At 64.2% G+C, this 22,125-nt stretch carries 21 protein-coding genes; 9 read left to right on the top strand and 12 right to left on the bottom strand.

Annotation, left to right across the window (positions count from 1 at the left end):
* Positions 1–50 precede the first annotated feature (50 nt).
* The gene (locus BUA26_RS15420) at positions 51–908 is read left to right on the top strand and encodes a prepilin peptidase (protein ID WP_072761763.1); all 858 of its coding nucleotides are present in this window, start codon (positions 51–53) and stop codon (positions 906–908) included.
* Entirely contained in the window at positions 905–1,525 is a 621-nt protein-coding gene (gene coaE / locus BUA26_RS15415; RefSeq protein WP_072761762.1) for a dephospho-CoA kinase, read from the top strand. Before BUA26_RS15420 ends, coaE begins: the two co-directional genes overlap by 4 nt.
* Before the next feature lie 84 nt (positions 1,526–1,609).
* Here coaE and BUA26_RS15410 read toward each other — a convergent pair whose 3' ends face one another.
* The 4 genes from BUA26_RS15410 to lgt form a co-directional block, all read right to left on the bottom strand.
* Positions 1,610–2,542 (bottom strand): Nudix family hydrolase, encoded by a 933-nt coding sequence (locus tag BUA26_RS15410; RefSeq protein WP_083573041.1) that lies wholly within the window; start codon positions 2,540–2,542, stop codon positions 1,610–1,612.
* 29 nt (positions 2,543–2,571) lie between these two features.
* Positions 2,572–3,060: a dihydrofolate reductase gene (locus BUA26_RS15405; protein WP_072761760.1), complete on the bottom strand. Its 489-nt coding sequence runs from the start codon at positions 3,058–3,060 to the stop codon at positions 2,572–2,574.
* A gap of 157 nt (positions 3,061–3,217) precedes the next feature.
* Positions 3,218–4,012, bottom strand: coding sequence for a thymidylate synthase (locus tag BUA26_RS15400; RefSeq protein WP_072761759.1), 795 nt, complete (start codon positions 4,010–4,012; stop codon positions 3,218–3,220).
* 3 nt (positions 4,013–4,015) lie between these two features.
* The gene (gene lgt / locus BUA26_RS15395) at positions 4,016–4,843 is read right to left on the bottom strand and encodes a prolipoprotein diacylglyceryl transferase (RefSeq protein WP_072761758.1); all 828 of its coding nucleotides are present in this window, start codon (positions 4,841–4,843) and stop codon (positions 4,016–4,018) included.
* A 231-nt stretch (positions 4,844–5,074) separates the two neighbouring features.
* Between lgt and BUA26_RS15390 the strand changes: the two genes are divergently transcribed.
* Positions 5,075–7,042, top strand: coding sequence for an alpha/beta hydrolase family protein (locus tag BUA26_RS15390; protein WP_255368384.1), 1,968 nt, complete (start codon positions 5,075–5,077; stop codon positions 7,040–7,042).
* Positions 7,043–7,203: 161 nt separating this feature from the next.
* On the opposite strand, the gene BUA26_RS15385 is transcribed toward BUA26_RS15390, so the two are convergent.
* The 4 genes from BUA26_RS15385 to BUA26_RS15370 all read right to left on the bottom strand — a co-directional run bounded on the left by BUA26_RS15385 (position 7,204) and on the right by BUA26_RS15370 (position 9,663).
* Entirely contained in the window at positions 7,204–7,707 is a 504-nt protein-coding gene (locus BUA26_RS15385; RefSeq protein ID WP_072761757.1) for a TPM domain-containing protein, read from the bottom strand.
* Positions 7,707–8,585, bottom strand: a complete 879-nt coding sequence (locus BUA26_RS15380; RefSeq protein WP_178368614.1) for a TPM domain-containing protein — start codon at positions 8,583–8,585, stop codon at positions 7,707–7,709. Before BUA26_RS15380 ends, BUA26_RS15385 begins: the two co-directional genes overlap by 1 nt.
* 2 nt (positions 8,586–8,587) lie before the next feature.
* Entirely contained in the window at positions 8,588–9,208 is a 621-nt protein-coding gene (locus BUA26_RS15375; RefSeq protein WP_072761755.1) for a LemA family protein, read from the bottom strand.
* 80 nt (positions 9,209–9,288) lie between these two features.
* A complete protein-coding gene (locus tag BUA26_RS15370; protein WP_072761754.1) occupies positions 9,289–9,663 on the bottom strand; it encodes a diacylglycerol kinase in 375 nt (124 codons plus the stop codon).
* A 338-nt stretch (positions 9,664–10,001) separates the two neighbouring features.
* Here BUA26_RS15370 and BUA26_RS15365 point away from each other — a divergent pair, with 338 nt between their 5' ends.
* The 3 genes from BUA26_RS15365 (at position 10,002) to BUA26_RS15355 (ending at position 13,568) form a co-directional block, all read left to right on the top strand.
* The gene (locus BUA26_RS15365; protein ID WP_072761753.1) at positions 10,002–11,603 is read left to right on the top strand and encodes a peptide MFS transporter; all 1,602 of its coding nucleotides are present in this window, start codon (positions 10,002–10,004) and stop codon (positions 11,601–11,603) included.
* Between the two features lie 34 nt (positions 11,604–11,637).
* Positions 11,638–12,912, top strand: coding sequence for an ATP-binding protein (locus BUA26_RS15360; RefSeq protein WP_072761970.1), 1,275 nt, complete (start codon positions 11,638–11,640; stop codon positions 12,910–12,912).
* 71 nt (positions 12,913–12,983) lie between these two features.
* A complete protein-coding gene (locus BUA26_RS15355) occupies positions 12,984–13,568 on the top strand; it encodes a response regulator transcription factor (RefSeq protein ID WP_072761752.1) in 585 nt (194 codons plus the stop codon).
* A 135-nt stretch (positions 13,569–13,703) separates the two neighbouring features.
* Here the strand turns inward: BUA26_RS15355 and BUA26_RS15350 are convergent, their stop codons facing one another.
* On the bottom strand, positions 13,704–14,699 hold the full coding sequence (locus BUA26_RS15350) for an isoaspartyl peptidase/L-asparaginase family protein (RefSeq protein ID WP_072761969.1): 996 nt from the start codon (positions 14,697–14,699) through the stop codon (positions 13,704–13,706).
* 351 nt (positions 14,700–15,050) lie between these two features.
* Between BUA26_RS15350 and BUA26_RS15345 the strand changes: the two genes are divergently transcribed.
* A complete protein-coding gene (locus BUA26_RS15345) occupies positions 15,051–16,409 on the top strand; it encodes a 3-oxoacid CoA-transferase (protein ID WP_072761751.1) in 1,359 nt (452 codons plus the stop codon).
* Between the two features lie 35 nt (positions 16,410–16,444).
* On the opposite strand, the gene BUA26_RS15340 is transcribed toward BUA26_RS15345, so the two are convergent.
* From BUA26_RS15340 to BUA26_RS15330, 3 genes are all read right to left on the bottom strand, one after another.
* The gene (locus BUA26_RS15340; protein ID WP_072761750.1) at positions 16,445–17,458 is read right to left on the bottom strand and encodes a sensor histidine kinase; all 1,014 of its coding nucleotides are present in this window, start codon (positions 17,456–17,458) and stop codon (positions 16,445–16,447) included.
* A gap of 28 nt (positions 17,459–17,486) precedes the next feature.
* On the bottom strand, positions 17,487–18,218 hold the full coding sequence (locus BUA26_RS15335) for a response regulator transcription factor (protein WP_072761749.1): 732 nt from the start codon (positions 18,216–18,218) through the stop codon (positions 17,487–17,489).
* Between the two features lie 112 nt (positions 18,219–18,330).
* Entirely contained in the window at positions 18,331–18,942 is a 612-nt protein-coding gene (locus tag BUA26_RS15330; protein ID WP_072761748.1) for an arylesterase, read from the bottom strand.
* Between BUA26_RS15330 and BUA26_RS15325 the strand changes: the two genes are divergently transcribed.
* Together BUA26_RS15325 and BUA26_RS15320 are read left to right on the top strand one after the other, a co-directional pair.
* Entirely contained in the window at positions 18,941–19,642 is a 702-nt protein-coding gene (locus tag BUA26_RS15325) for an ABC transporter ATP-binding protein (RefSeq protein WP_072761747.1), read from the top strand. The two genes, BUA26_RS15330 and BUA26_RS15325, sit on opposite strands and share 2 nt — an antisense overlap.
* Positions 19,639–22,122 carry an ABC transporter permease gene (locus tag BUA26_RS15320; protein WP_072761746.1) on the top strand — a complete coding sequence of 828 codons (2,484 nt, stop codon included), beginning with the start codon at positions 19,639–19,641 and terminating at the stop codon, positions 22,120–22,122. Before BUA26_RS15325 ends, BUA26_RS15320 begins: the two co-directional genes overlap by 4 nt.
* Positions 22,123–22,125: the final 3 nt, after the last annotated feature.

Raw genomic sequence — 22,125 nt, 5'->3', positions numbered from 1 at the left:
CTACGCCGTACCCGCTCGATCGCGGGAACCTTAAAACACAAGGCTGACGCATGCCCGATCTCCCCTTTGCCCTGTGGATTGCCCTGGCCGGCGTGCTCGGCCTGCTGGTGGGCAGCTTTCTCAACGTGGTGATCCTGCGCCTGCCTGAGCGCATGGCGGCGGACTGGCGGCGGGAGGCGCGCGATGTGCTTGAGCTTGAGGCCGATGCGACACCGCTGCCGCCGGGCATCGTGCGCGAGCCTTCGCATTGCCCTCAGTGCAAGCATACGTTGTCCGCGATGGACAATATTCCGTTGCTCGGCTGGCTGCTGCTGCGAGGGCGTTGCCGCTACTGCAAGGCGAAAATCTCGATCCAGTATCCGTTGGTGGAGCTACTCAGCGGCCTGTTGAGTGCCGTGATCGTATGGAAGTTCGGGCCGTCGTGGGCCGCATTGGCGGGGCTGGTGCTGACCTGGACTCTGATCGCGCTGTCCGGCATCGACTTCCGCACTCAATTGCTGCCTGACCAGCTGACCTTTCCGCTGTTGTGGCTGGGCTTGCTGCTGGCGCTATTGCCCATGTTCGTCGACGCACCTTCGGCGATTATCGGAGCTGCCGTCGGTTACCTGAGCCTGTGGAGCGTGTACTGGGTCTTCAAGTTGCTCACCGGCAAGGAAGGCATGGGCTACGGCGATTTCAAATTGCTCGCCGCGCTGGGCGCATGGATGGGACCGGTGTCGCTGTTGCCGATGATCCTGCTGTCGTCGCTGATCGGTGCGCTGGTCGGCGGCACGTTGATCGCGTTGCGCAAGCATGAGCGAGAAATTCCGATGCCGTTCGGCCCGTTCATCGCCGCCGCCGGCTGGGTCTGGTTCGTGGCCGGCCATGGCTTGCTGCAAGGCTATATGCAACTGACCGGCCTGCGATGAGCGAGCGGCCACATGCGCTGGTGATTGCGTTGACCGGCGGCATCGCCGCCGGCAAGACGGCCGTAGCGCGGCGCTTCGAGGGGCTAGGCGTAGCTGTGCATGATGCCGACGTGGCCGCCCGTGAAGTGATCGAGCCGGGCACGACCGGCCTGGCCGCGGTGGTCGATGCGTTTGGCGTCGACGTGCTGGATGAGGCGGGACGGCTGGATCGCCCGGCCATGCGCCAACGTGTGTTTGCCGACCCGTCCGCGCGCAAGGTGCTGGAAGCGATCATCCACCCGCGCGTGCGCCAGTGGCTGCGCGAGCGCGCACTGGCCGAACGTGGGCCGTATTGCCTGCTGGCAATTCCGTTGCTGGCCGAAAACATCGCGCATTATCGCTGGGTCGATCGCGTACTGGTGGTTGATGTGCCCGAGTCGGTGCAGATCACACGCTTGATCGCCCGCGACGGCATCGACGAAACCCTGGCGCGGCGGATGTTGGCCCAGCAGGCCAGCCGCGCCGAGCGGCTGGCACTGGCCGATGACGTGATCGAGAACAGTGGCAATGAATCCGCGCTGGACCATGCCGTCGCCGAACTGCACCAGCGCTATTTGGCACTGGCCGGCGTGCGCTGATTTGGCGGGGAACGCAACCGCGCCGATTGGAACGAAGAGCATCGCCCGCGAGCGGGCTCCTACATGACGCGGAGTTGGTCGCTTCTAGAGCCAGAATTCCCGGATGCCCGCCACGCCCTGCCCACTGCACTCGCGAGCCTGTGCGACATGCGAAGGTGCCATGCCGCCGAGCGCATAGACCGGCAAGGCGGCGGCTTCAGTCAATGAATGGAATCGAGACCAGCCCAGCGGCGGCGTCTGCGGGTGACTGAGGGTGGCAGCCACCGGTGACAGCGTGGCGAAGTCCGCACCGATACTCGCTGCCCGTGCCAGGTCCTCTGCACCGTGGCAGCTGGCGCCGACCAACTGCAGCAGCGGCAGTGGGCGTTCTGACACGGCGACCAATTGGGTGCTCTTGAGTTGCACCCCGGTACCCAGTGCCAGCGCACCGTCGATGTCGCCATTGAGCAACAACCGGGCGCCATGCCGGCGGGCCAGCGGCAGCAGTGTTGCTGCCAGTTCGCGCACGAGCTCACGCGGCCACAATGGCAGGCGCAATTGCACCAGTTGCGTGCCGTGTTCGATTGCCTGGCCGATACGCTCGAACCAGATGCCGCGTTGATCCGGGCGCACTTCCGCTGGCGTGATCTGATAACGATGGGGCAGCCGCAAAGCCTGCAGGATGGCCCGATCGGCCGGAGCCAGCATCGCCGGATCGATCTGTGCCGGCGGCAGCCATTGCAGCGCCTGCCCTTCCAGCGATTGCGGCGCACCTTCCCATTGCCCGGTTTGCCAGGTATCCAGCAACAGTTCGCGCTCGACGTAGCGGCACGGCACGCGGATCAACGGCTCGGCATGTTGCAAGGCGATGCCCAGCTCTTCGTGGAGTTCGCGTGCCAGCGCCGCCAGCGGTGCTTCGCCGGGTTCGAGTTTGCCGCCGGGAAATTCCCACATGCCAGCCAGGTGCTTGCCAGCCGGTCGCTGCGCCAGCAGCACGCGTCCGTTGGCGTCACGCATGACCGCAGCCATCACATGCATGACTGGCTTCGGCACGGCGGGAGCAGGCATTAACCGTTGCGCAGATATTCGACCATGTCGAAGTCGTAGGCGTGCTCGGCATCGGCCTTGTGATGCACGCGCGAGACTTCCGTCCAGTCGCTGAAATGCACGCCGGGGAAGAACGTGTCGGCACCGTCGATCGCAGCGCTGACCCAGGTCAGATACATGCGGCGGGCGCGTGGCAACGCTTCGGCGAACACCATGCCGCCGCCGATCACCATCAGGCCGGTGTCGCCGATGCGCGCCTGCGCTTCTTCGATCGAGCGCACCGTGATCTGATCGGGGAACGGCGCCTCGTGGCGACGCGACAGCACCAGGTTGACCCGACCCGGTAACGCGCGGCCAATCGATACGGCGGTGTTGTAGCCCATCAACACGTTCTTGCCGGTGGTCAGTTGCTTGAACCAGCGCAAGTCATCGGGCAGATGCCAGGGCAGCTGACCCTTGCGGCCAATGGCAAAATTTTCGTCGAGGGCGGCAATCAGCGAAATAGCCATAACGAGTCCTTGAAAAGCTTGATCAGTGGTGTGGCCTGCGCCCGCGGATGACGCCGCCGATTGCGTCGAATCTTAACAGGGTGCGGCTACCGCGGCGCTCCGCAGGTAGTTGCGAAAGAGGCCCATGGATGGCCGTTCCGCGCACCTCGCCGCGCTCCTATACGGCCACCTCGGCCTTGATCACCGGATGCGGCTGGTAACCCTCGATGGCGATATCCTCGTAACGGAAATCGAAGATCGAGCGCACCTCCGGATTGAGCTTCAGCTGCGGCAGCGACCGCACTTCGCGGCTCAGTTGCAGCCGTGCCTGCTCCACGTGGTTGTTGTACAGATGCGCATCGCCCAAGGTGTGCACGAAATCGCCCACACCCAGTCCGCAGACCTGCGCGACCATGTGGGTGAGCAATGCGTAGCTGGCGATGTTGAACGGCACGCCGAGGAAGATGTCGCCCGAGCGCTGGTACAGCTGGCAACTCAATTTGCCGTCGGCAACGTAGAACTGGAACAGGCTGTGGCACGGCAGCAATGCCATCTTCGACAATTCGCCCACGTTCCACGCGCTGACGATCAACCGGCGCGAATCCGGGTTGCGTTTGATCTCGTCGATCACCCACGCGATCTGATCGACGGTGCCGCCCTCGGCGGTTCGCCACGCACGCCATTGCTGTCCATAGACCGGGCCGAGATCGCCGTTCGAATCGGCCCATTCATCCCATATGCGTACGCCATGCTCTTTCAAATAGGCGATATTGGTGTCGCCGCGAAGAAACCAGATCAGCTCGTGCACGATCGATTTCAGATGCAGCTTCTTGGTGGTGACCAGCGGGAAACCCTGGTTGAGGTCGAAGCGCAGCTGCCAGCCGAACACGCTGCGCGTGCCGGTGCCGGTGCGATCGGTCTTTTGGGTGCCGTAATCGAGAACGTGGCGAAGCAGATCGAGATAAGCGCGCATGCTTCAGGCCTTCGCGGCAACGGGTGCGAGTGGCAGCGTCGGCGCCCGCCGTGACAGTGCGATCAACACCAGTCCGACCGCGATCAACGGCAGCGACTGCATCTGCCCCATCGTCACCCACTGCGTGCCGAACAGATAACCAAGCTGCACATCGGGCACGCGCACGAATTCCACCGCGAAGCGGAAGCAGCCATACAGCAGCGCGAACAGGCCCGACACCAGGTAACGCGGCCGCGGCTTCAGCGACACCAGCCACAGCACCACGAACATCACCAAGCCTTCCAGCAGCATCTCGTACAACTGCGAAGGATGCCGCGGCAACCGGTCCGGCGCGTGCGGAAAGATCATCGCCCACGACACGTCGCTGGGTTTGCCCCACAGCTCGCCGTTGATGAAGTTGCCGAGCCGGCCGAGGCCGAGCCCGATCGGTACCAGCGGCGCCACGAAGTCGACCGTGTCGAAAAAATGCAGCCGCTGCTTGCGCGACCACCACCAGCCGGCCGCCAGCACGCCGAGCAGGCCACCGTGGAAACTCATGCCGCCGTCCCATACCTTGAACAGTGTCTGCGGCGCGGTCCAGATCCAGTCGATGTCGGCATAGAACAGCATGTACCACACGCGTCCGCCCACGATCACGCCCAACATGCCGTAGAACAGCAGGTCGCCCAGCGCGTCGCGGCTGACAGGCAGGCGCCCGCGCCGGCGCCGGTACTCGCCCAGCACGGCGACAAAGAAAAATCCGAGCAGGTACATCAGCCCGTACCAATGCACCTGGATCGGGCCGAGGTGAAAAGCGACCGGGTTGATATCGACGACGAAAGGCTGGGACATAGAGGATGGGGCTGGCCGGTAAAGTCCAAGTGTAGCGGGCCGGGAATGCCTGGCGTCAGCACCTCTTCCGATCGCGCCCGGACGGGGGCTAGAATCGCCCGCAGACGCTGCCCGAGCCGGGGAAGGGAATCGGGCAGTCGTCGACAGCATCGAAAGGATGCCCGAACCCAGTCAGGTCGTTGCGCTCCAGACGAACCGGCTCATCACACGGAGCGTGCCAGGGGGAAACCGATGTCCTACCGTTTTGCGCGGACCATGCTGTCCGCTGTCTGCCTGTTGTTGCCAGCGGCCGCCATCGCTGCCGATCTGATTCCGGTGGAAGATTTCGCGCTTCACCCACTGCTGACCATGCCGCGGCTTTCGCCGAATGGGCAGTACCTCGCCGTAAACATGAACGACCCCAACGGCGAATCGCACTTGCTGGCCATCTACAAGGTGGACGACATGAAGCAGCCGGTGAGCATGTTGCGCCTGCCCAAATATGAGATTGCCGCCGACATCACCTGGGCCAGCAATACCCGGCTGGTGGTGGACAAAGGCAAGATGTACGGTTCGATCGACGAGCCTTTCCTGACCGGTGAAGTGATTGCCACCGATCTGGACGGCAAGAATCAGGACTATCTCTACGGCTATGACAGCATGAAGTACGGTACGCGAGGGGGGACACGCGGCACTGATCGCGGATGGGGCTTCGTCGAAAGCAAACCGCTGCCAGCCAATGGCCATTTCTACATGGGCACGCAGAGTTGGGAGAACACCGATACCAGCACACTGTACGACGTCGACGCAGGCAAGAACACCCGTCATCTGATCGGTCAGATCAACGTCGGCGGCATGAGTTTCATGGTCGGTGCCGATGGTAAGGCCCACTTTGCCTACGGTCGCAACGACGACTACGACTACGTCGTCTATCACCAGCAGGCAGCGGGCTGGGCCAAGATGACGCCCGCCCAGATCGGAGGCAGCTTTACACCGCGCTCTTTCGCCCCGGACAAACAACGCATCTACGCCGAATACAATGCTGGCGGCGGCCCTACCGAACTGGTGGAACAGGACGAGAACGGGGGCAACCGCAAGGTGCTCGCCAGTGACAGCTTCAGCAGTATTGGCAACGTCGAATGGACGCCGTTTCCGAACCAGCCGTTCGCCACCGTGCCTGCCACCGGCATGCCGACATTCACCTATATCGATCCGAATCTTCCCACGGCGAAACTGCATCGCGCGTTGCGCCTGAAATTCCCCGGCAGCTACGTCCATTTCATCGACTTCAGTGAGGATGGCGGCAAGCTGCTGTTCTCGGTCAACAGTGACCGTGATCCGGGTACCTACTACCTGATCGACACGCACACGTACAAGGTGGCCAAGTTGTTTGCCGCGGAGCCGTGGATCGATCCAGCAAAGATGGCTGAGCGCCGCCCGCTGCACTTCAAAACCAGCGACGGCATGGAGCTGGAGGCGATCCTGACGATTCCGAACGGCACCAACCTAGCCAACCTGCCGATGATCCTGCTGCCGCACGGTGGTCCGATCGGCATACGGGACAACTGGGACTACGACAACGACGCCCAGTTCCTCGCCAGCCGCGGCTATCTGGTGCTGCAGGTGAATTACCGCGGCTCCAGTGGCCGCGGCGAGGACTTCCAGGAAGCCGGCTATCTGAAATGGGGCACCCGCATCCAGCAGGATCTGATCGACGGCGTGAAGTGGGCGATCACCGAGAAATACGCCGACCCGCAACGCGTTTGCGTTTACGGCGGCAGCTTCGGCGGCTACTCGGCCATGATGACGACGATCCGCGCGCCGGGCATGTTCAAGTGCGCGGTCGGCTACGCCGGCGTCTATGACCTGAAAATGATGTATCAGAAAGGCGATGTCCGCGAGAGCAAATTAGGCCGCAACTATCTGAAGATGGTTATCGGCAAGGACGACGCCGACCTCGATGCCAATTCGCCCGACAAACTGGCCGACAAGATCGACGTGCCTCTGTTGTTGATTCACGGCGAGGACGACGTGCGTGCGCCATTCGCGCAGGCCAAGGCGATGCGTGCGGCACTGGATGCCGCGCACAAGCCGTACGAATGGATGAGCAAGCCGGGCGAAGGCCACGGTTTCTACGACGAGAAGAACAATATCGAGCGACTCACCCGCTTGCAGGCCTTCTTCGCCAAATACATCGGGCCTGGCAACGCCGCACCCTGATTGGCCCTATGGCATCACTGGAAGAAAGGCGCCGCTGGCGCCTTTCTTTTTGGCTATTTGCCCGTCATCCCAGCAGAAGCTGGGATGACGGTCCAGATCACGGGTTTTTCGAGGTTCTCTATGTATAGAAGCGGGCGCGCATTCGCCCCGCAAAGCGTGAATCAGAGCAGCACAGGCCGATCCGGCAACTCGTCAGGGTTGGACTGGCCGTCGCCAGGGAAATGGCGGGCCAGCAACGCGTTCGCGGCGGCAATGCCTTCGAGGCTGCCATCACGCCATTGTCCTCGCGCGAAGCGCTCCTGCATGCGGGCGCAGATGTCGTTCCATTCGCTGGTCGCTACTTTCGCCGCGATGCCGCGATCGGCGACGATCTCGATGCGATGCTCGGCCATCAGCACGTAGAACAACACGCCGCTGTTGCTTTCCGTATCCCATACCCGCAACTGGGCGAACACCTGTCGTGCGCGCGCAGCCGAATCCAGGCCTTCAAGCACGGCCAGCGGAGCCAGTCGCGATTCGATCGCGAAGCAGACTTCGCCGAGGTGGCTGCGCTCGCCGGCCACGATGGCCGCGGCCATCTCGTCCAGCAGCGTCGCAGGGAAACGGCGGCGCAGTTGAAACCAGCCGCCGAGCAGATTGATCAGCATTCGCCGCATGCGTGCCATCACCAGCTCCCCGAAGCACCGCCGCCGCCGAAGCTGCCGCCACCGCCGCTGAAACCGCCGCCGCCGAGGCCTCCACCACCGCCGCCACCCCAGCCGCCCCCTCCGAATCCGCCCCAGCCGCCACCGCCGATCGAACGTCCGGCACCGCCGGGCAACAGCATCAGCACGCCGCCGACCAGCGCGCCGATGATGCCGGCGCCCATCGAAATCAGCAGCCACAACAGCCCGCCGACCAGCGCCGCACCCAGCGGCGCCCGAACCCAGGGACCGGCCCGACCCAGCATGCCGCGAAGGAACAGCGCCACGAACACGCCGATCATCAGCCCGTTCTGCAAACCGGGACCGGAGCGCTCGTTGCTGGGCGACCCCTGTACCGGCGGCGGCAACGCCTCGCCGTTGATCAGCAAGGTCAGCGCACCGACCGCGTCGCTGATGCCGCCGAAATAGTCGTTGCTGCGGAACTTCGGTGCGATGTATTCGCGGATGATGCGCGCGGTGGCCGCATCGGGAATCGCGCCTTCCAGGCCATAACCCACTTCGATGCGCACGCGGCGATCATTCTTCGCCACCAGCAGCAACACACCGTCATCGACGCCCTTGCGGCCGACCTTGTTCGCCTCGGCCACGGCCAGCGAATAACTGTCGATGTCCTGCTCCGCCGTGCTGTCGACCATCAGGACCGTCAGCTGTGCGCCCTTGGCCTTCTCCAGCGCGACCAGTTGCGCATCCAGCTGATCGACCTGTTGCGCCGACAACGTACCGGTGAGGTCGGTGACGTGACGGGTCAGCTTCGGCACCGCATCGGCCGCATGCAACAGGCCCGGCGACAGCAAGGCCATCGCCAGCATCAGCCACAGGCGCGGCACGCGCCGAAGCATCATCAATGTGCCGAGGCGGCAGGCGCCGGCGTGCCGGTGCCGAAGTCGACGGTCGGCGCCGTGGAGATCGCCTTCTCGTTGTCCACGCTGAAATTCGGCTTGACCTTGTAGCCGAACATCTTGGCGGTGAGATTGTTCGGGAAGGTGCGGATCATCTCGTTGTACTGCTGCACTGCCTGCACATAGCGGTTGCGCGCCACGGTGACCCGGTTTTCGGTGCCCTCGAGCTGGGCCTGCAGATTCTGGAACAAGCCGTCTGCCTTGAGCTGCGGATAGTTTTCGCTGACCACCATCAGACGCGACAGCGCGCTGCTCAACTGGCCTTGCGCGGCCTGGAACTGCTGAAGCTTCTGCGGATCGTTGAGCGAATCGGCGTTGACCTGCAGGCTGCCGACCTTGGCGCGGGCCTGGGTCACCTCGACGAAGACTTTCTCTTCGTGCTGCGCATAGCCCTTGACCGTATTGACCAGGTTCGGCACCAGATCGGCGCGGCGCTGGTACTGGTTCAGCACTTCGGACCAGGCGGCCTTGACCGCTTCATCCTGCCGCTGCATCGCGTTGTAACCGCAGCCGGTCAGGCTGATGGCGAGCAACAGCAGCACGAGATTGCGCATAAGTTTCATGGGGTCGCTCCGATCCGGTGGTAGATCATTCCATCATCCCATGCCATCCCACGCAATCGTGTCAGCCAGAAGCGCCCTGATCAGCCGAGCAGGCGCGGCCCGAGAATCAGCGTCCAGCTCAGCACCACCACCATCAGCAGCACGAATACCGCCGCCGAACCCATGTCCTTGGCGCGTCCGGCCAGCTCGTGGAACTCCGGGCTGACCTTGTCGACCACCGCTTCGACCGCGGAATTGAGCAACTCGGCCGACAGAACCAGCAACGGGGCCAGGATCAGCGCGAATTTTTCCAGCCCGCCGTCGCCCAGCCACAGGCCTAGCGGCACCAGCACGATCACCAGACAGGCTTCCAACCGGAACGACGCCTCATGGCGCCAGGCGGCCCTGAAACCTTTCATCGACCACTGGAACGCGTTCCAGAGCTGTTTCGGACCCCGAAAACCCTCGGCTGCCATATCTGTGTACCGCTCAGGCAGTCGCCGGCGACGGCGACCCGGCAAGGGCGATGACGACGGCAAGGGATGGCGACAGCGCGACGATCGACATAGGCGACAACTTCTCTTCAGGCAGGCTGATGCAGGCGGTCATGATGCCACAGGTGCCTGCCGCGGCGGCCCCAGGATGTTGGCGTCGACATCCTCGTGTTGGCCGGCGCGGCGGGTTCGTCATGCCGCAGTGCAGCTACACCCTGATGGCGAATCGGTTACGCTTCCTCGGTTGTGATCCGTTCAGGATTGCATGCGATAGACGATACCTCGGCCTCGTCACGGCTTGAATCACGTACGGAAAAAATATGGCAGCCCAGAATCCGCCCGTCTCCCAGACACGCTCCTTCACCACCGTCTTCTTGATCGAGATGTGGGAGCGCTTCGGTTTCTATGGCATGCAGGTATTGATGGTCACCTTCTTGATGAAGAAGCTCGGCTTCGTCGACACCAAGGCCAACCTCGTCTGGGGCGCGGCGGCAGCCCTGATCTACGCCACACCGGCCATCGGCGGCTGGGTCGGCGACAAGCTGCTGGGTACGCGACGCACCATGCTGATCGGCGCGACGGTGCTGGCGATCGGCTACGGCATTCTGTGGATACCGCCGGAGACGCTGGGACTGACCGATGGCGGCAGCGGCCTGATGGCGTTGCTGGCCCCGGCCAACCTCACCTATTTCGCGCTCGGCGTGATCGTTGTAGGCAACGGCTTCTTCAAGCCCAATGCGGGCAATCTGGTGCGCAAGATCTACGAGGGCGACGACACCAAGATCGACAGCGCATTCACCATCTACTACATGGCGGTGAACATCGGCTCGATGATTTCGATGACGGCCACGCCGTGGATTCGCGACGTCGTCGGTAAGCGCTACGGCGACTCGATCGGGTGGCACACCGCGTTCGGCGTCTGTGCGATCGGCCTGCTCCTTGGCCTGGTCAATTACCTGTTCATGCGGCGCGCGCTTCGGCACATCGGCTCGCCTGTGGACGACCTGCCGATGAACATGCGTCGCGCGCTACCGGTCTTCGGTGCGGCCTTCTTGCTGGTTTTCGTCGTAGCGTTCATTCTGCATAGCGAAGCCGTAGCAAAGGTCTGCGTCTACGCCGCCGGCGTGGTGATCCTGGGCGTGTTCGCCCACCTGATCCGCAGCAGCCAGCCGAGCGAGCGCGCCGGCCTGATCGCAGCACTGGTGTTGACGGTGCAGACGATCTTCTTCTTCATTTTCTACTCGCAGATGGCGACGTCGCTGAACCTGTTCGCGCAGCACAACGTGGACCTCTCGTTCAACGTATTCGGCGCACATCTGTTCAACTGGATTCCCGAGCAGTACCAGAACCTCAACGCGATCTGGATCGTCGTCTTGAGCCCAGTGCTGGTGTTTGCCTACAACGCGCTCGGCCGGGTCGGCAAGGATCCGTCGATCGCTTTGAAGTTCGCGCTGGGTTTCGCCGCAGTGGCCATCGGTTTCTTCATGTATGGCGTGGGCGCAAACGCTGCGGTGGCCGGCCAGGTGTCGTCGTGGACCATGATCTGGGGCTATGGCTGGTACTCGCTGGGCGAATTGCTGGTCAGCGGGCTTGGCCTGGCCATGATCGCGCGCTACGTGCCATCGCGCATGGGCGGTTTCATGATGGGGGCGTATTACGTGGCCGTGGGACTGTCGCAATACCTCGGCAGCATCGTGGCCAACTATGCGCACATCCCCGACAACATCACCGATCCCGTGCAGTCGCTGACGATCTATGTGAGCCTGTTCGACAAGCTCGGTTTCGTGGGCATCGCCTGCACGGTGATCGCGCTTGCGATGCTGCCGCTGATGAACAAGCTCTCGCTCAGCCACTCCGATGCGGCGGCCCACCACACTCCGCTGCCGGCCGTGCGCAGCGAGGAATTCAACGCGCCGTCCTGAGCCTTCGCAGTTTTCGCCGGCCTCGATGATCGACATGCCGCCCCACCCTACCCAACGCATCGGCCCGTTCGCACTGGCACGCACACTGGCCTGGTTGCGGCTGTGTGCGATCGCCGGGCAAAGCGTAGCCGTGCTGGTCTGCGCGTGGTGGATGCGACTGCAGATTCCACTGCTACCGCTACTGCTAGGCATCGGCCTGCTCGGGGTATTTTCGATGTTCGCCGCCTGGCGCCTGACTCAGCCATGGCCGGTGCGCGAATGGGAAACCGTCGGCCACATCGCCGCCGATACGCTGGTGCTCGGCTACCTGTTGTACTTCACCGGCGGCGCCAGCAATCCGTTCATCACCTTGCTGCTGGTGCCGATCGCCCTGAGTGCCGCCGCGCTATCGGTGCGCGCCATCCTGGCGGTGGCCGCGCTGGCCGGCATCGCCTATGTGATCCTGCTGTACTGGCATGTGCCATTGCCGATGCCGATGCATGGCGAACTGCACGGCGGCTTCTCGCTGCACGTGGCCGGCATGGGCGTGAACTTCGTGATCAGCGCATTGCTGTTGGGCTTCTTCATCAATCGGTTGGCGTACGCGTTGCGTATGCAGCAGCTGGAAGTGCAGCGTGTACGTGAGCGGGCTTTGCGCGACGAAGGCATCCTGGCGATCGCCACGCAGGCGGCGGGCGCTGCGCACGAACTCAACACGCCGCTGTCGACGATGCGCACCTTGCTGCCGGAGCTGCGCCGCGAGCATGTCGGCGATACGTCGCTTGCCGAAGACCTGGAACTGCTGGAGGGCCAGGTGGACCGCTGCCGCACGATCCTGCGCGAGATGGTCGCCTTCGGCAAGGCGCAACTGTCGCAGGAACCGGAACGGCTCAGCGTCACCGAGTTCATCCATGGTTGCCTGGAGCGATTCCAGTTGCTGCGGCCCGAGGCCGAGCTGACCCTGGAGCTGGAAGACGCCACCGCACAAACCATGCTGCGCACCCCACCGGGCCTGCGCCACGCGCTGCTCAACCTGCTCAACAACGCCGTCGATGCCTCGGCCAGCCGCCACTCGCGCATAGTGGTCTTGCAGGTGTCACGCGATGCGGGCTGGCTGCAGTTGAGCGTGCGCGATAACGGTCCCGGCTTCGGTGTCACCGGTGAGCTGACCCCGCTCGGTCACTCGCAGAAACAGGGCGGGCTCGGCATTGGCCTGGCCCTGGCCGAGGCCACCGCCGAACGCCTCAACGGTGAGATGATCGCGCGCAACACCGACTACGGCGCGGAGGTATGTCTGCGCCTGCCTTTGGCCGTGATCGCCGAAAAATAATTCGCCGGCGGACGTGCAAGCGGCCGCACTTCCGGCAAAAATGGGCCTAGAAGCCTTCAGGAAACACCATCATGACCGAGTTGCCCCATGCCGCCACAGCACGTCCATTGCTGCTGGTCGACGACGACGCCACCTTCCTGCGCGTGCTGGCACGTGCGCTGGGCTCGCGGGGCTTCGAGGTCATCACCGCGAGCAATTTCGACGAAGCCCGTGCGCTGACCCGCCGGCATCAGCCGCGCTATTGCGTGCTCGACCTGAAGCTGGGCGAAGACAACGGCCTGCGCCTGATTCCCGAACTGCACACGCTGGTGCCGGATCTGCGCGTACTGCTGCTGACCGGCTATGCCTCGATTGCCACCGCGGTAGAGGCGATCAAGCGCGGCGCCCATGACTACCTGGCCAAACCCGTCGATGCCGATGCCGTGGTGCGCGCCTTGCTCGATGGCGACAACGACAACGAAGACAGCGACCCGCCGGACGCTCCGGAACAGCCGCTGGCGCTGCGCCGGCTGGAGTGGGAACACATCCAGCGCGTACTGACCGAATGCGACGGCAATATCTCCGAAACCGCACGCCGGCTCGGCATGCACCGCCGCACCTTGCAGCGCAAATTGAGCAAGCATCCGGTACGCGAGCGGCCTGAACGGGACGATTGAGCGTTACGTCGAACGCGATTTCGCAGGACGGGCTCGACCCTTCAGCCTCCTGTCCCCGTCCATCATGCTGAAGGACGACGGACAGTTCCCGCTACGAATGGCTATCGCGTCGCGGCGTCAATGTGGACGCCACCATCAAGGTTGCGCGGCACTCTCGGCCGGTGCCGGCAACTCCGCCGTGCCATCGTCCTCGTCGCCATACAGCGCCACGTGCGGGACGCCGTCGGCGCCGATCCAGCCGCGGTACATCCCGTCGGTGTTGAACGGAATCGAGATCTGGCCGTCCGCATCCAGCGCAATGGCGCCGCCGTTGCCGCCCATCGAGGGAATCTCCTGGTTGACCACCTCGGCGGCCGCACGCTTCAGCGGCACACGCATCTGGGTGACCTCCATGCAGATCTCGTGTGCCGCCACCGTGCGGATATAAAACTCGCCCCATCCGGTCGCGGACACCGCGCAGCCGGAATTCGCATAGGTGCCCGCGCCGATCATCGGCGAATCGCCGATGCGGCCCCAGCGCTTGTCCGTCATGCCGCCGGTGGACGTGCCGGCGGCAAGATGGCCTTGGGAGTCCAGCGCCACCGCACCGACCGTGCCGAAATGTTTGGCCGTCTCGACGTCCGCATGCGGCCGCTTCGCTGCGTCGTCCTTGAGCGCCTTCTGCAGCTGCTGCCAGCGTTCCTCGGTGCGAAAGTACGAGGGATCCACCAGCGACATGCCAATACTCTGCGCGAACGCCTCGGCACCCTCGCCGGACAGCATCACATGCGGCGACTGCTCCATCACCGCGCGCGCGAGCAGGATCGGATTCTTGATCCGCCGCACGCCTGCCACTGAGCCGGCGCGCAACGTATTGCCGTCCATGATCGCCGCGTCCAGTTCGTTCTTGCCGTCGTGGGTGAATACCGAGCCCTTGCCCGCGTTGAAGTTCGGATCGTCCTCCAGCACGGTGATCGCCGCGGCTACCGCATCCAGCGCCGGCTTGCCCGCTTTCAGCTGGGTATAACCGTTCTGCAGCGCCTGGGTCATCGCCGCACGCACCGCCTTTTCCCTGGCCGGCGTCATGTCGCGCTTGATCACGCCAGCACCGCCATGAATCACCAGCACAGGCGAGGCGGCGGCGTGGCTCATGCTGGCGACTCCGAAGAAGGCAAGGGCAACGAACACGCGGCGCGGCTTCACTTCGCTCTCCCAATGGGCGATAGGCGATGGGAAGAGTATAGCCAGCCGCTCCGTTCACTTATTCTCGAAGCGCACCTGCTCGCCGTCCAGCACCAGTTTCATGCCGGCAAGGTCGGCCACTTTCTGCAGCTGCTGGTACCGGCTACCTGCACACACTCAAACCAGCAATCCTTCGCGGCATATTGCGACCGCCCTAGATGACAACATCAAGGTGCCCCGCCTGCGACCTTGGTACAGGGCCGCCTGGAGCCAATCCATCGTATCCTTGGCAGCTGACTCTCCCTGCAGGAAGGCACAGCGATGAACAAGGTTTACCCGAGCGCGGCGAAAGCTCTTGATGGACTGCTGGTCGATGGCATGACGATCGCCGCGGGTGGCTTCGGTCTATGCGGCATTCCCGAAAACCTCATCGGGGCGCTGTTGGAGGCCGGCACCAAGGGCCTGACCATCGTCGGCAACAATGCCGGCGTGGACGATTTCGGCATGGGTCCGCTGCTGAAGACGCATCAGGTGAAGCGCGTCTACGCCTCTTACGTGGGCGAGAACAAGGAGTTCGAGCGGCAGGTGCTGGCCGGCGAACTGGAGCTGCACCTGACCCCGCAGGGCACGCTGGCCGAGAAGTTGCGCGCTGGCGGCGCCGGCATCCCCGGCTTCTATACACGCACCGGCTTCGGCACCAAGCTGGCCGAGGGCAAGGAGATCAAGGTCTTCGGCGACAAGGAATACGTGCTGGAAGAAGCGATCCATGCCGACCTCTCCATCGTGAAGGCCTGGAAGGGCGATGCGCACGGCAACCTGGTGTTCCACGAGACCGCGCGCAATTTCAATCCGATGATCGCCACCTGCGGCAAAATCTGCGTGGCCGAGGTCGAAGAGCTGGTGCCGGTCGGTTCGATCGATCCCGATGGCGTACATGTGCCGGGCATTTATGTCGACCGCATCGTGCAGGGTGCCAAGTACGAGAAGCGGATCGAGTTCCGTACGACGGCCGGCGTGGTCGGCGGCAAGGAAAGCCCGATCCGCGTGGCGATGGCCAAACGTGCCGCGCAGGAGTTGCAAGACGGTTTCTACGTGAATCTCGGCATCGGCATTCCGACGATGGTCGCGAACTACATTCCCGACGGCGTCAACGTCACCTTGCAATCGGAGAACGGCCTGCTCGGCATCGGTCCGTTCCCGACCGAGGCGCAGATCGACCCCGACCTGATCAACGCCGGCAAGCAGACCATTACCACCCTGCCCGGTTCGAGTTTCTTTTCCAGCGCCGAGTCGTTCGCAATGATCCGCGGCGGCCACATCGACCTGTCGATCCTCGGTGGCCTGGAAGTCTCCGCGCATGGCGATCTGGCGAACTGGATGGTGCCGGGCAAGATGGTCAAGGGACCTGGCGGCGCGATGGATCTGGTCAGCGGCGTCAAGCGCGTGGTGGTGCTGATGGAGCACAACGCGAAGGACGGCACGCCGAAGATCCGGACCGAATGCGAACTGCCGTTGACCGGCAAGCAAGTGGTCGACCTGATCATCACCGACTTGTGCGTGTTCAAGGTCAACAAAGGCGAGGGACTGGTGCTGATCGAACTCAACGACGGCGTCAGCCTCGCCGACGTGAAGGCCAAAACCGGCTGCGCGTTTACCGTGGATCCTGCGCTGGCCAGCTGATCCGCACACCGGAGCCTATCGATGCGCTCCGGCGATCAACCGCCGCCTGGCGCGTTCGCCGGCAAAGGGTGCGGGAAGCGGATGCGGGCAATGTTTTCCTCCCCGATACGCGTATGCAGTTCCAGCGGCCAGCCGAAACGGTCGCTGATACGCTGGGCGATCGCCAGTTCGAAGCCGTGACGGTCGGCGCCGTGCACGCGCAGTGGGCGGGAGTTGTCGCCGGGTATGGGCGGATCCGCGTGATTGCTCACGCTCACCGCCCCATGCGTCACGCTGATCACGACGCTGCCCTGTTCGGTCTGTTGGCAGGCATTGCGGATCAGCTGCCAGCACAGCACCGAAAAGGCCTGTGCCGAACCCTCCAGCGCGAACCGCGCCGACTCTTCCAGCACCAGCACGATCGGCCTGCCGGTCAGCAACTCGCGGGCAGATTCCAGCTGCCGGACCAGTACGTCGTTGACGATGAAGCGCTCGTGGTCCGTCACGCTATCCGTCTCACGGGCCAGAATCAGCAGCGCTTCGACCAGCACCTCCATCTCGCGCGCGGCGCGCTTGATCCGACTCACCGAACGGGCACCGAAGTCGCTGAGGCCTTCTTCTTCGGCCAGCATATCGACCGACATCTTGATCACGGTGAGCGGGCTGCGCAGTTCGTGGCTGGCGTCGCGGGTGAAATTGCGCTCGCGCTGGTTGTAGTTGGCGATGCGCGTGGCGAACCCATGCAGTCCGCGCGCCAGCGATGCCACGTCGGCGTCGGTGTGGGTGGACATCTGATCCAGATGCAGCGCGTCCGGATCGAGCTGCTGGCCATCCCAACGATTGACCAGCCGGGCCAGCGCACGCACCGGCCGCCACTCGCGGCGGGTGGCGAACCACGCGATCGCCGTAGTGAGCACGATCACCGCGATCACCAGGGCGGTAGGCGCGACGTTGTAGATGCCCAGGATGCAGACGATCGCCACGATCAGAAACTGCAAACCGAACACCCATGCTATACGCCGCCGGAACGCACCCACACGGAATGTGACTGCTTTCACCCTACTATCCATTACATGTTTTCGCCCAGTCGCAGCAATGTCAGGCTGTCTGTGTCGTCGAAGCCACTTCCGATTCCAGGTCCGCAAGGCGGTAACCAGCCGAATGGATGGTGTGTAGCAGGGGATGTGCGAAGGGTTTGTCTATGACCCGGCGCAGGTTGTACAGATGCGAGCGCAAAGTGTCCGAATCGGGCAGCGTATCGCCCCAGATCTCCCGCTCGATATCGCGCCGGCTGACTACCCGCGGCGATTCGCGCATCAGGATCGCCAGCAGCTTCAGCCCGATCGGCGACACGGTCAGCTCTTGGCCGTCGCGGGTCAGGCGCAGTGTGGCGGTATCCAGGGTCATGTCGCCCACCGTGAGCACCTCGGTGGACACCTGGCGGCGGTCGCGGCGGATCAGCGCGCGCAGGCGGGCCTCGAGCTCGCGTACTTCGAACGGCTTCACCAGATAATCGTCGGCACCCGCCTCCAAGCCCACCAGCTTGTCCTCCAGCGTGTCGCGCGCGGTCAACATCAGCACTGGAGTGGATTTCTTCGCTTCCCGGCGCAGCTTGCGGCAGACTTCCAGCCCGTCCAGCCCCGGCAGCATCAAGTCCAGCACGATCACGTCATAACTGTTGGACACCGCCAGATGCAGGCCGCTGACGCCATCGGCCGCGTAATCGACGGAGTAGCCGCGCCGTTCGAGGAACTCGCCCACCATCTCGGCGATCTGGCGGTTGTCTTCGACCAGAAGAATCAGTCCCGCTTGCTCGTCATGTACGGTCATATCGTCGTCCTCACATCAGGGATCTTCACATATGTGAAGAGATAACCTTTTTGAGGGTGAGGCTAGCGTGAAAATCGGGAACGGACGATTCAGAACCCGTTGGGTTCTAAGGTCATTGCAGCAGCGGCTGCAGCTGCTTCCACACGATATCCAGCACACGCGGCTCGGCGCTGGCCACCGGATGCAGGCCATCGTCCTGCATCAATGCAGGATCGAGTGCGATGCCCTCCAGCAGGAACGGCACCAGCGCGGTGCGCCGGGTTCGGGCCAGGTCCGCGTAAACCGCGCGCAGGCCGTCACGGTACTGCGGACCATAGTTCACCGGCAGTTCGATACCGACCAGCAGTACCCGCACCTTCGCCTGCTGCGCCTGTTCGATCATGGCAGTGAGGTTGTCGCGCAGGGCCGGCAACGGCAGACCGCGCAAACCGTCGTTGGCGCCCAGCTCCAGCACCAAAATCGCCGGACGGTACTTGGTCAGCAGGGCCGGCAGGCGGTTGCGGCCGCTCAACGAGGTTTCGCCACTGATGCTGGCATTGATCGCGGTCCACTTCGGCACCATCTTGCCAAGACGCACGTCCAGCAGGTGCACCCAGCCGGACTCCACCGGTATGTTGTGTGCGGCGGACAACGAGTCACCCAGCACCAGCACGGTTTTCGGCGCCGCCGCCTGGGCGCTGCCGATGCCGCACAGAAAGACCAATAACCATAGGCATCGACGCATGAGTGATTCTTTCCGTCCTCTTCTTGAGGCCTGCGATGTTAGCAAGTCGGTCAGCGGTCCCGAGGGGAGACTGGAAATCCTCAGCAAGGTCAGCCTACGGATTCCGCAGGGCGAGAGCTTCGCCATCGTCGGTGCTTCCGGCTCCGGCAAGACCACCTTGCTCGGCTTGCTGGCGGGACTGGACACGCCGGACACCGGCCACATCGCACTGCACGGTCATGCGCTGGAGCAGTTGGACGAAGAGGCGCGTGCCGATCTGCGCCGCCGGCTGGTCGGTTTCGTGTTCCAGTCGTTCCATCTACTGCCTGCGCTCACCGCCGAGGAAAACGTGATGCTGCCGCTGGAGCTGGAAGGCAGCAGCGCAGCGCGGCAACGCGCACGCGAAGCGCTCGACGCCGTCGGGCTGACCCCGCGACGCCGGCATTATCCGGCCCAGCTTTCCGGCGGCGAGCAACAGCGCGTGGCGATCGCCCGCGCGTTCGTGCATGGCCCCCGCGTGCTGTTTGCCGACGAGCCCACCGGCAACCTCGATCAGCGCACCGGCCACCATGTCTGCGACCTGCTGTTTGCGCTGAACCGAGATCACCGCACCACGCTGGTGCTGGTAACCCACGATGCTGCGCTGGCCGCGCGCTGCGATAGCCGAATAGAACTGGAAGAGGGCCGCGTCGTCACACCCCACGCGAGCGAACACGCATGAAGATGCTGCTGCTCGCCTTGCGCACCTTGCGCCGCGAATGGCACTTGCCGGAGCTGCGTACGCTGGCTGCATCGCTGGTGCTGGCGGTAGTCGCGCTGGGCGTGGTCGCCACGCTGTCGACCCGGATCGAGCGCGGCATGCTGGCCAGCGCCGCCGAACTGATCGGCGGCGATATCGGCGTGTCGTCACCGCAGACCGTGCCGGAAACCTTCATTACCGAGGCCAGGCAGCGCGGCCTGAAGATCACGCAAACAGCCAGCTTTCCCAGCGTGGCATTCGCCCATCAGCAGACCCAGCTGCTCGACGTGCAGGCGACCGACCCACATTATCCATTGCGCGGCACACTGGAGCTGGGCGACGCACATGGACGCTCCTACAACGGTCATGCGCCGGCCGCAGGCGAGGTCTATCTCGATCACCGCGCACTGGTCGCACTGAATCTGAAAGTAGGCCAGGCCCTGCAACTGGGCGGGCGAGATCTGGTCATCACCGCCGAACTGCTGCGCCAGCCCGACGGCGGCGAGTTGTTCGCGCTGGCGCCGCGCGCGCTGATGAATCTGGTCGATGCCGAAAAAGCCGGCCTGCTTGGCACCGGCAGCCGTGCCCGCCATCGCCTGCTGCTGGCGGGCGAACCCGCAGCCGTGCAGGGCTGGCGCGATTGGGCGCAGTCGACGGCGTTGCCGCAAGGTGCCGAGCTGATCACGCCGGAACAAACCCAGGAACGCATGCGTACGTCATTCGATCGGGCCGGCGCGTTCCTGCGCCTGACCGCGTTGCTGTCGGCGCTGCTGGCCGGCATCGCCATTGCGCTGTCCGCGCAACGCTATGCGCGGCGCAAGGTATCGGAGGTTGCGCTGCTGCGCGCGCTGGGTACGTCACGCCGGCGTGTGCTGGGTCTGTTGCTAGGCACACTCGGCGCGCTCGCGCTGCCGGCGGCGACGCTAGGCCTGCTGCTGGCGCTTGGGCTGGCACAGCTGGCGTGGCTGTTCGCCAGCCAATTGTTCGGCAGCCTGCCGACCGTGCTGCCGCTGGCACCGTCGTTCGGCGCCGCGGCGATGGGCATCGCCGTGCTGGTCGGCTTTGCATTGCCGCCGCTGGCGCGACTGGCCGAAGTGTCCCCGGTGGCGGTCTTCCGCCAGAGTGTGACGCGGCGTGTGCGGCGCTTCGACTTGCTGTATCTGATTCCTGTTCTGGTCGCGCTGGGCCTGATCTGGAGCCAGAGCAGCTCGCTACAGCTGGCCGGCATCCTCGCCGCCAGCCTGCTCGGCGTGGCGGTGATCGCTGCGCTTCTGGCGGCTTTGTTGCTGTGGCTGGCACGAAGCATCGCTCCCGGCGCCCATCCGGCGCTGCGACTCGGCCTCGCTGCGCTGGCACGGCGGCGCACGCTGAGCCTGATCCAGGCCACCGCGCTCAGTCTCGGCCTGTGCGCGCTGCTGTTGCTGGCGATCGTCGCGCCTGCCCTGCTGCAAGGCTGGCGTCAGGAACTGCCGGCGAATACGCCCAACTGGTTTGCACTGAATCTGCAGGACGACCAGCGTGTCGGCTTCGAACGCGACCTGGCCCATATCGGCGGCGACCAGCTCAACATGCTGCCGCTGGCGGTAGGCAAGCTCACCGCGATCAACGGCCAGCCGATCGACCGGCTGCAATTCGCCGACGAACGCGCGAAAGACTGGGCGGACCGGCAGTTGCGACTGTCGTGGACCGATGCCTTGCCGCCGTCGAATCAGGTGATCGCCGGCCAGTGGCAAGGCGCGCATCCGGCCCAGGCCGAAGTGTCGATCGACACCATGTGGCGCGACATGTTTGCGCTGAAGGTGGGCGACACGCTGAGTTTCAACGTCGGTGAAGGCAGCATCGACGCGAAGGTCGGCAGCGTGCGCAAGGTCGACTGGAGTTCGTTCCGGGTCAACTTCTTCCTGCTGCTCGATCCGGCCCATGCCGGCGACCTGCCGCATACCTGGCTGGCCAGCTTCCACCTGGCGCGCGGCCATGCCACCCAGTTGGCGCAGCTGTCGCGCGATTATTCCAATCTCAGCCTGGTCGACGTCGACTCGCTGCTCGACCGGGTCCGCGAGATCGTCGATCGCGTCGGCAACGCCGTGCGCTGGATCCTCGGCTTCAGCCTGCTAGCCGGCGCTCTGGTGTTGGCCGCTGCACTCGCCGCCAGCGCGGCCGAACGCCGACACGAGGCCGCGTTGCTGCGCACACTCGGCGCACGCCGCAACCAATTGCGCGTCGCCGCCGCCTGCGAATTCGCCTTGCTCGGCCTGGTCGCCGGCCTCACCGCCGCACTCGGTGCCGCCGGAGCCGGCCTGTGGCTGGGCCATGCCGTGTTCCACATCAACGGCTTCGTGCCGCCCTTGTGGCCGCTTGTGTTCGCTGCGCTCGGCGCTGCCTTCGTGGTGATGCTGCTGGGGCTGGCCGGCACACGGAAGGTGACGAGGACTTCGCCGATGCGCCTGTTGCGCGAAGGGTGAGCC

It is taken from the genome of Rhodanobacter sp. OK091 (assembly GCF_900142825.1).
GTDB lineage: Bacteria > Pseudomonadota > Gammaproteobacteria > Xanthomonadales > Rhodanobacteraceae > Rhodanobacter.
This window is presented reverse-complemented; position numbering and strand designations above follow the sequence as displayed.